Origin of the sequence: Paracoccus angustae, assembly GCF_042648745.1 — a bacterium.
Taxonomy (GTDB): Bacteria; Pseudomonadota; Alphaproteobacteria; order Rhodobacterales; family Rhodobacteraceae; genus Paracoccus; species Paracoccus angustae.
The window spans coordinates 1-4812 of record NZ_JBHRXY010000082.1 but is presented as its reverse complement, the minus strand read 5'-3'; the positions used below and the strand labels follow the sequence as shown (position 1 = coordinate 4812).

Sequence of the window (4812 nt, the reverse complement as noted above, 5' to 3'; positions counted from 1 at the left end):
AAATCTCAAGCCGGGAGTCGCGCTTTGACCACCTACGAGATCCGGGACGACCCCGACGACCTGCCCATCATCTGCGCCACCTTGACTGAGGCGGAGCGGCGCGGCCAACGCCGCGCCGCCCGCCTCGGTATCGAGGTTCTAATCTACGAGATGCACCCCACGCGCGGAGAGCGGTTTATCAGCGCGATCTGACACCCGGCCCCCGCAGCAGCAGCGGGGGCTTTCCCTTGCCCATCCGGTTGACCAGGTGGGGCGGAGCCGTCGAGCCGGCCCCGCCCCGCCTGGCCCTGCGCTATCCGCGCGGGTGCCGCTGACGCGGCACAGCGGAGACGGCTGCGCCGTTATCCCATAAAGAAGCCCCGCCCAAAAAGGGCGGGGTGGGTATTTCCGACAGGTAGGGAGTTTAGTTCAACGTAAGGTTGCCAGGAGAGTTCCCGGAAAATCGATACGAGATCATCGGGCTGTTCTTTATTCCCTCGTCTGCCATGCGGTCCAGTCTTCTTGCGTGATCCGGTCGATGGCCGGGTTGCTGTGCAGGACTGGCAGGTGCAGCGACTCCGCGGCTGCAAGCGCCAGACAGGTTTGCATCGTCAGTTTCGCCGGATGTTCCGCCTGCTGGCCGAACCGGGCCGCAAGCCTGCACCCATCAGCCGCGATGCGCGGGCTGACCGCGATTTCATAGACCTTCAGGATGTGCAGCAGGTTGTCGAAAATCTCCGTGGCCTGTTCAACCGCCTCGGCCGAGGCGCCGCGCTTGTCCGCGCGGCTGCCAGCCAAAGCCATGACCACATCGAGGCGCACGCTGGCCGAGGTCTTGCATTGCTTGCGGCTGCCCTTGATCTTTTCCACCAGCAAAGCCGCGTCAGACCTGTTGCCCAGAATGGCAAGGAAGGCAGAGCTATCAACGAACATCAGCGTTTGCCCTTTGGCGGAACGATGTGCGTGGACCTGAAGCCGTAGTTCTTCACCCGATCCTGCAAGGCGGCAATCTGGTCCTCGATGGTCGGGATGGAGCGGATGCGCTCGATCTCGTTCTGGATCGCCTGCCGCACCGCTTCCGTCTTGGTGACGCCCAGCATCTCCGCCAGCGTTTCCGCCAGATCGTTCACGCCTTCATCGCGGATGGATAACTTGCCCATGTGCGTTCCAATGCGTATGCACAGTATTTGCAAAATAGTCTATACACGAGCATGATTGTCAGCAAGTCAGAATGAGGTTCCGGCCATGCCACCCGATACCCTGACAGGCCGCATCAGCTTCCTGGTATTGCAGCCGGTCGATGCCCTGCGCTACGCGCACGGCACGCCCGCCACGGAACTCGGCGGGCTGAAGGCTGCGGCTGTCCTGCTGCTGCTGGTCAACGTCGCCTTCGCCATGTCGCTTTATTATCATGGCGAGGCGCTGACGGCGGTGCCCCTGATCGGCACGGGCCTGCACCTCGTGCTGGTCTATATCCAGCGCGTGTTCGACCTCTTTGCTTGGGGCATGTTCATCTATCTGGTGATCCTGCGCCGCCGCGCCTGACCTTCTGTCGCGGAAACATCGCACCGAATACCGCGTTGATCCTTCACAGGTATGGAGGCAACGATGACCAAGGAACAGACAAGCCGGGGCCGCGCCCAGGATCGCCGCCAGGTCGCAGCCGGACAGGATCATGAAATCCGCTACGAGGCCGAGAAGATGGACGTGTCCAAGGACGAGGTGCGGGACGCCGTGAAGTCCGAGGGCAACAGCCGCAAAAAGGGCGAGCGCAAGCTGTCTGAGGATTGAGACCATGGCGGATCAAGCAACAGGGCCGCGCACGATCCGGCCTGTGGCCTACCAGGAGACCGACAACCGGTTTCGCATCGTTAGTAATGCAAACGGCATGGGTAAGGCTCTGATCGAGCATTGTGACTTCTTCGACACGAACTATCTGCGCGCCGCAAGATCCTGCATCGCCTTTGCCGAAGGTAATGCGACGCCCGAAAAGGTCAGGGCCGACTTCATCCAGGCACTGATGTCAGCCGGGGTGTTCGTCCGCGAAGGATAGCAGCTCATGCCCCTGCGTCAGCGGTCGCGTCGCTGCTGGACGGAGCATTGCATAGACGAAGGGCCAGACGCGCTTCGAGCAAAACCCCGTCAAGATCGCCTTGCTCGGCCAGCTTCTCGATCTGGCGGAGATAGCCAACCACCTTGCGAACAACATCATCTGCCATCTTCCATTCCTTCTGTTTCCGCGGTCTGGTCGGCCGCCATAAACCTTACACAACACGAGCAGGCAATGACCGGAAATCTGCCAACCATCGTTGCGGCAATCGTCACGGCTGCCCGTGACGCCGCCGCCGACATTGAATACGCATCGACCGAGGAAAACCTCACGCCCGAGCGGGCCAGTGCCCTCAAAGCCTTGTCCGATAATTTCTACGCCACGGCCTTTCAGGCAGAGGACAATGACCCGGAAGCGGTCAGGTTCTTGTGCGACATGCTGGGCATGGACAAGTTGCTGGCAGACTATGATGCGCAATGCGGCTAGGAGCAGGGCAGCAGCTTCGATCCGAAGGTCTGATCCTGACCCGGTTTAATGGGCGCATTGCCCCGGTTTGTCGGATCTAGGGCTGTCGCCCTAGACCTCTCGTCCCGAGGCAAAGCGCCGGTCACACCAGTCTAAGGTGAGAATGTGACCCTGCCGCTCTTGCATCAGAGGACGAAGCCGCAGGCTTGAACATTTTTCTGTTGAACACCTGCACAGCCGTTCGTGCGGCATCCTGGTCGGTCGAGCCAGGCGTCCAGCGGCTGAGATCGCCAAGCAGCATCTTCGTAATGACGCCATACATGTAGGTATGGCTCATGGCCCGCAGCATCACCAGGTCTTCGTCCGGATCGAGATAGCCTTCCTTTCGGGCACGCTGCAGGATCTTCATGACAAGATCATGGACCGATTGCTCATATCGCAGAAGACGAGGATGGTTCTCAAAAACATGAGCAGGCATTTCCCCGACAAGCCGGAACTCCTGCGGGTAGAGACGCGCCCAGTCCACATAGGCAATAGAAATCGCCTCAAGCTGATCGACAGGTGATGAACACCGCGCGATCTCCCGGGTAATGGTGTGCAGCAATTGTTGCAGGGCCACATCGGCCATCGCCACAAGCAGATGGTCGCGATCGAAGATGACTTGCTTGAGCAACTCCTTTTCGACCCCAAGTTCCTCAGCCACTGTCTCCAGGTGCGGCAGTTCACCCGTTGCTGCAGCGAGACGGCTTGCCGTGCTGATGACGGTCGAAAGCAGATGTTGGCCGGGCTTAAAGGTGGCGTTCATAACAGTTCAACTAGTGATTGACGGGGTGGTTTCGTAATCTGCCTTACGGCAGTGCAGAAATAAGCGAAAGAGAAGGAAAATCTTTCCGCTCCCTTTGGCTCATATGCCGCATCCCTGCATGGCCGGGACCGCGCTCCAGGCTGCGCCGGATAACGGCCACAAGTGCTCCAATGACCGCTTTGGCAGAAAGACGATGGTGCTGGCGGAAAGGCTTTGCCGGTGAATGGCCTTGCGCGCCAATCACCGCTCGCCCCGCTACACTGCCAGGATCAGCGAATTGCCGACCGTGCGGGTGTAGAGCGAGAAGAACGGCACAGGTGACTTATGCAGCCGGGCTACCTTCTCTCTTTTTCGCTTTCACATAGGCAGCAAGAACATCCTGCATACGCTTGATATGACCTTTCCCCTGTCCCTCCTCCTGAAAGAAGCGAAACACTTCTGGTTCAAGGCGCAAGTGAACGGACTTCTTGTTCTCGCGTTCAACACGTTCAGCAAGTTTCCAGAAGTCGTCGGGAAGATCGACTTCCGGTGGATGAGGGTCAATGTGCAACTTGCCCGCGTTCTTCAGCGCGCGTACATCATCGAGAGAGAGCTTCTTCATATCTTTGTCTGTCACGACGGCCTCCCTTCCGGGTTGAAATGAGACGGATCGCGTCACCTCGTTTGACATAGACGGTTACAAAAACCTCGCCATCCACAAGGCCGACTGCAAGGATACGATCTTCCCCGTTGCGTGGAGATGGAACCTCGAAAGTCGGTCCTTCAAAGATCAACGCTCCAAAGAGCAGATCAACTCCGTGCTTCTTGATGTTGGCTTGGCGCTTTGCCTCATTGTATTCGATTTCCATAAGGTACCATTTTAATCGCCGTCCCCCATGGTCTGCTTGATGAAAGCTTTCGGCCTCTACGAGCCACTGATTGATAGGTACACTATCCGTGTACACATTTCAAGGGAAGAGCGGCATCTGTTTTAGCCGCATCCCGGCTTGTGCCGGGACCGCGCTCCAGGCTGCGGCCGTCTGTCGCCGGCCTGCGCCCCGGGCCTGGACCCCTGCCCCTCCTTTGCAGCTTTTCCCGCGCTGCCTGTCTCGTCCCGAGCCAGCCTTTGCGGGACCGCAATAGTCGGTCCAGGGGTCCAGTCTCGGCCCTTCGGGTGGCGATCGCTTGCGGGGTAGCCCGGTTGTCCAGCCTCGCGCCGCAACGACCTTGGGAGTGGAGGCGGGAGGCCGAAGCAGGCTGTAAGCGAGACCACAGGGATCGAGCGTCAGCCTGTGGGCAACCGGGCGGGCGGTTGCGTGATCCGGTCAAACCTTCCCACAGGGCGTCTCGCTTCCCTTCGCTCCATGATGGGCGCGTCCAGCTCGCCGCCCTGCAAGGCCCGCCGCCAACAGGGTGGCGGCAGGCTGGATAGCTTCGACCGGGAAAGATGATGGGGAGTAACCGCCCGATTCCCGCCCCAGTCTGACCGTAGTATGCTCAGTCCATGGAGATTGATCGGGACAAGATCGACGAG

Annotated in this window: 12 protein-coding genes; 6 read left to right on the top strand and 6 right to left on the bottom strand. The window is 59.6% G+C overall.

The features are described from left to right. The coding region (locus ACFOM8_RS22560) for a hypothetical protein (RefSeq protein ID WP_377764611.1) at positions 1–192 on the top strand (192 nt) is incomplete at its 5' end. A 276-nt stretch (positions 193–468) separates the two neighbouring features. Here the strand turns inward: ACFOM8_RS22560 and ACFOM8_RS22555 are convergent. Further along, positions 469–912 (bottom strand): hypothetical protein, encoded by a 444-nt coding sequence (locus tag ACFOM8_RS22555; RefSeq protein WP_377764610.1) that lies wholly within the window; start codon positions 910–912, stop codon positions 469–471. Beyond that, complete coding sequence (locus ACFOM8_RS22550) at positions 912–1139, bottom strand: type II toxin-antitoxin system VapB family antitoxin (protein WP_377764609.1); 228 nt, start codon at positions 1137–1139, stop codon at positions 912–914. The genes ACFOM8_RS22555 and ACFOM8_RS22550 overlap by 1 nt, the downstream gene beginning before the upstream one ends. Positions 1140–1224: 85 nt before the next feature. Here ACFOM8_RS22550 and ACFOM8_RS22545 point away from each other — a divergent pair, with 85 nt between their 5' ends. The 3 genes from ACFOM8_RS22545 (at position 1225) to ACFOM8_RS22535 (ending at position 2032) form a co-directional block, all read left to right on the top strand. Further along, entirely contained in the window at positions 1225–1524 is a 300-nt protein-coding gene (locus ACFOM8_RS22545; RefSeq protein ID WP_377764608.1) for a hypothetical protein, read from the top strand. Between the two features lie 63 nt (positions 1525–1587). Next, positions 1588–1770 (top strand): DUF3606 domain-containing protein, encoded by a 183-nt coding sequence (locus ACFOM8_RS22540; RefSeq protein ID WP_377764607.1) that lies wholly within the window; start codon positions 1588–1590, stop codon positions 1768–1770. A 4-nt stretch (positions 1771–1774) separates the two neighbouring features. Further along, a complete protein-coding gene (locus ACFOM8_RS22535) occupies positions 1775–2032 on the top strand; it encodes a hypothetical protein (RefSeq protein WP_377764606.1) in 258 nt (85 codons plus the stop codon). Positions 2033–2036: 4 nt separating this feature from the next. Here the strand turns inward: ACFOM8_RS22535 and ACFOM8_RS22530 are convergent, their stop codons facing one another. Further along, positions 2037–2198 carry a hypothetical protein gene (locus ACFOM8_RS22530; RefSeq protein WP_377764605.1) on the bottom strand — a complete coding sequence of 54 codons (162 nt, stop codon included), beginning with the start codon at positions 2196–2198 and terminating at the stop codon, positions 2037–2039. 65 nt (positions 2199–2263) lie between these two features. Here ACFOM8_RS22530 and ACFOM8_RS22525 point away from each other — a divergent pair, with 65 nt between their 5' ends. Next, entirely contained in the window at positions 2264–2515 is a 252-nt protein-coding gene (locus ACFOM8_RS22525; RefSeq protein WP_347140368.1) for a hypothetical protein, read from the top strand. Between the two features lie 121 nt (positions 2516–2636). On the opposite strand, the gene ACFOM8_RS22520 is transcribed toward ACFOM8_RS22525, so the two are convergent. Beyond that, complete coding sequence (locus tag ACFOM8_RS22520; RefSeq protein WP_377764604.1) at positions 2637–3299, bottom strand: WHG domain-containing protein; 663 nt, start codon at positions 3297–3299, stop codon at positions 2637–2639. 223 nt (positions 3300–3522) lie between these two features. On the opposite strand from ACFOM8_RS22520, the gene ACFOM8_RS22515 reads away from it, so the two are divergent. After that, complete coding sequence (locus ACFOM8_RS22515; protein ID WP_377764612.1) at positions 3523–3597, top strand: DUF4113 domain-containing protein; 75 nt, start codon at positions 3523–3525, stop codon at positions 3595–3597. Positions 3598–3621: 24 nt separating this feature from the next. On the opposite strand, the gene ACFOM8_RS22510 is transcribed toward ACFOM8_RS22515, so the two are convergent. Beyond that, positions 3622–3915 (bottom strand): hypothetical protein, encoded by a 294-nt coding sequence (locus ACFOM8_RS22510; protein WP_377764603.1) that lies wholly within the window; start codon positions 3913–3915, stop codon positions 3622–3624. Next, complete coding sequence (locus ACFOM8_RS22505) at positions 3878–4147, bottom strand: BrnT family toxin (protein WP_377764602.1); 270 nt, start codon at positions 4145–4147, stop codon at positions 3878–3880. The genes ACFOM8_RS22510 and ACFOM8_RS22505 overlap by 38 nt, the downstream gene beginning before the upstream one ends. Between the last annotated feature and the right edge of the window lie 665 nt (positions 4148–4812).

Bases quoted from the DNA above. Each gene is read 5' to 3' on its own strand.
- ACFOM8_RS22550 (WP_377764609.1), bottom strand. From the start codon at position 1,139: ATGGGCAAGTTATCCATCCGCGATGAAGGCGTGAACGATCTGGCGGAA.
- ACFOM8_RS22545 (WP_377764608.1), top strand. From the start codon at position 1,225: ATGCCACCCGATACCCTGACAGGCCGCATCAGCTTCCTGGTATTGCAG.
- ACFOM8_RS22520 (WP_377764604.1), bottom strand. From the start codon at position 3,299: ATGAACGCCACCTTTAAGCCCGGCCAACATCTGCTTTCGACCGTCATC.
- ACFOM8_RS22535 (WP_377764606.1), top strand. From the start codon at position 1,775: ATGGCGGATCAAGCAACAGGGCCGCGCACGATCCGGCCTGTGGCCTAC.
- ACFOM8_RS22530 (WP_377764605.1), bottom strand. From the start codon at position 2,198: ATGGCAGATGATGTTGTTCGCAAGGTGGTTGGCTATCTCCGCCAGATC.
- ACFOM8_RS22540 (WP_377764607.1), top strand. From the start codon at position 1,588: ATGACCAAGGAACAGACAAGCCGGGGCCGCGCCCAGGATCGCCGCCAG.
- ACFOM8_RS22525 (WP_347140368.1), top strand. From the start codon at position 2,264: ATGACCGGAAATCTGCCAACCATCGTTGCGGCAATCGTCACGGCTGCC.
- ACFOM8_RS22505 (WP_377764602.1), bottom strand. From the start codon at position 4,147: ATGGAAATCGAATACAATGAGGCAAAGCGCCAAGCCAACATCAAGAAG.
- ACFOM8_RS22555 (WP_377764610.1), bottom strand. From the start codon at position 912: ATGTTCGTTGATAGCTCTGCCTTCCTTGCCATTCTGGGCAACAGGTCT.